We start from the raw sequence: 1,503 nt of genomic DNA on the forward strand, positions 1-1,503 counted from the left end.
TGGGGGCGACGCCCGCGACGGTGTCCGCGCTCGCCGTGATCGAGTCGGCGGTGCTCGCGCTCGTCGGCGCGGTCGCGGGCGTGGCGGTGTACCTCGCCATCGTGCCGCTGCTCGGGCTCATCGAGTTCCGCGGCGAGCCGCTCGGGGCATCCGGAGTGCTGCTTCCGTGGTGGGCGCTCGTGGCCGTCCCGTTCGCGATCGCCGCGCTCGCCGCGCTGAGCGCCGTGCTGGGGCTTCGGCAGGTGGTCATCTCACCGCTGGGCGTGCGCACCCGTCAGGAGGCGCCGCGGTTGCACTGGGTGCGAGCGGTCGTGGCCGTCGTCGTGGTCGCGCTCGCGTTCGGCGTGATGTCGGTGCTGCAGGTCGCAGGCAGCGTGATGGTGATCCTCGCCATGCTCGCGTTCGGGTTCGGCGCCTCGCTCGCGGTGCTCAACCTGGTGGGCCCGTGGGTGATCCGGCTCGTCGCCAAGGGGCAGGCGAAGCGCGCGAAGACGCCGGGCAGGCTGCTCGCCGCGCGCACGGTGCTCGAGTCGCCCAAGGGCGCGTGGCGTCAGGTGGGCGGGGTGGCGATGACGAGCTTCATGGCGGTCTTCGCGGGCACCGGCGTCGCCGTGCTCGACGCGCTCGGCACCGGCGGCGACGCCGACTCCGAGGTGCTCATGGCGGACATCCGCACCGGCATCCTCATCACCGTGATCGGCTCGTTCCTCATGGTCGCGTGCTCGGTGGGCGTCAACCAGGCCGCCGGCATCCTCGACCGCGGGGAGCTCTACCGCAGCCTCGACATGCTCGGCATGCCGGTCGGCACGATGGATGCCGCGCGCCGCCGTTCGGTGATGTCGCCGCTGCGCATCACCGCCATCGGCTCGGCCGTCACCGCCGCCGTCGTGATGCTGCCGCTGACGGGCATCACCCTCATCGTCGCGCCCGCGTCGCTGCTCGTCATCGCGGGCGTGCTGGCCGTCGGGATCGGCATCGTGTGGCTGGGCCTGCTCTCCACGCGGCCGGTGCTCGTGCGCGCCGCAACAGGGTGAGCGCGGGCGGGTTGCGCGGGTACGCTCGATGCATGACTGACGGGCTGATCGACGACCGGGACGCCGCGATGAGCGAGTTGCTCGGCATCCGGTCGAGCATCGACAACATCGACGCGGCCCTCATCCACCTGCTCGCGGAGCGCTTCAAGTTCACGCAGCAGGTCGGACGGCTGAAGGCGGCCCACGGACTGCCGCCGAGCGATCCCGAGCGCGAGAAGCGGCAGATCGCCCGGCTGCGGGCGCTCGCGGTGGACGCGCACCTCGACCCCGCGTTCGCCGAGAAGTGGTTCAACTTCGTGGTCGCCGAGGTCATCCAGCACCATGAGGAGCTCGCCGGCAACGGCGGCGCCGGCGACGGCCTGTGACCTGGTATCCCCTCCCGCTCCCGCCGCAGTCCGGGCGGCGGTACCTCGTCACCGGCGCGAACGCCGGCCTCGGGTTCTTCACCGCGGCGCGCCTCGCCGGCGCG

The 1,503-nt window shown here is 72.8% G+C and carries 2 protein-coding genes; both read left to right on the forward strand.

All coding sequences use genetic code 11. From position 1 onward, the window contains the following. Window positions 1–1,034: permease (locus GH736_RS22760; RefSeq protein ID WP_159607273.1), on the forward strand; the 1,034-nt coding region annotated here is incomplete at its 5' end. A 32-nt stretch (window positions 1,035–1,066) separates the two neighbouring features. Beyond that, a complete protein-coding gene (locus GH736_RS22765) occupies window positions 1,067–1,399 on the forward strand; it encodes a chorismate mutase (protein WP_159607275.1) in 333 nt (110 codons plus the stop codon). The last annotated feature ends 104 nt before the right edge of the window (window positions 1,400–1,503 follow it).

The organism is Agromyces humi (assembly GCF_009720255.1).
Classification (GTDB): domain Bacteria; phylum Actinomycetota; class Actinomycetes; order Actinomycetales; family Microbacteriaceae; genus Agromyces; species Agromyces humi.

Bases quoted from the DNA above. Each gene is read 5' to 3' on its own strand.
- GH736_RS22765 (WP_159607275.1), top strand. From the start codon at position 1,067: ATGACTGACGGGCTGATCGACGACCGGGACGCCGCGATGAGCGAGTTG.